The following is an 800-nucleotide window of genomic DNA, read 5'->3' on the forward strand; positions in this document are numbered from 1 at the left end:
ACTATCACATCGTCACAACGTTGTCAAAACCTTTAAGTTATGACTATAATTATTTTCGGGAACTCAAAAATCAATTTTAAAACTTATCTTCAGCAATGCTCGGCTATCAAATCATAATTACCAACATCGAGCCAAATAGAAAGTTTTGTCATTTGATCGAACACTATTTTTTTATTCTGAAGATCTGTCGAATAAGGTACAGGAAATTTAACTTGATTGCAATCAAATGGAACCTTCACACTAAATTGGCCTAAAGTCGCTCCAGCATCATTTTGTAAATATATATATAATCTAACTAAGTTTTCTGGTCCAAAAAAAGGGCCAAAGTAGGCTTTTTGTCTTACTTTGGAAGATAAATTAAAGTTACAAGTAGCATAAATATTGTTGTTATTATCATAAGGCGTAATTGAGACAGTAATGTCTTCTAAAAAAATCGTGACATTCGTCCAATCATTACCTTCAAAAATATCCGCCCACCAACCGCTCCATGTTTTCGTATTTCGAGATCTAGTAGGTGTGATACTACCGTTTAAAAGACTATTTTGAACATACTCCATAAAATGCACCCCCTGAATTGACTGCAGTCTTATTATATGAATGTGTCTTTGTCTTAGGAAATAGGCATTAAAACATTTTATAAATGGCACAGCAATTAGGGGTAACAAGAAATCATCTTTATGTCATTCCTAAATTATAATGACAATAGAGAGGCAGTAGCCCCATGAGTATCAAAGACCCTTCTCTCACAGCGAGCACGGCTGATAAAAGCACTCATCGGTTTCACCTTTCGTGTTGCCGAC

At 34.8% G+C, this 800-nt stretch carries 1 protein-coding gene; it reads right to left on the bottom strand.

The genetic code is table 11. The annotated features are described in order from the left end of the window. Positions 1–89: 89 nt before the first annotated feature. Entirely contained in the window at positions 90–557 is a 468-nt protein-coding gene (locus tag KVT34_RS29585) for a hypothetical protein (protein WP_217563227.1), read from the bottom strand. Positions 558–800 lie beyond the last annotated feature (243 nt).

It is taken from the genome of Paenibacillus sp. GbtcB18, from assembly GCF_019091125.1.
In the GTDB taxonomy this organism is placed as follows: domain Bacteria; phylum Bacillota; class Bacilli; order Paenibacillales; family NBRC-103111; genus Paenibacillus_F; species Paenibacillus_F chitinolyticus.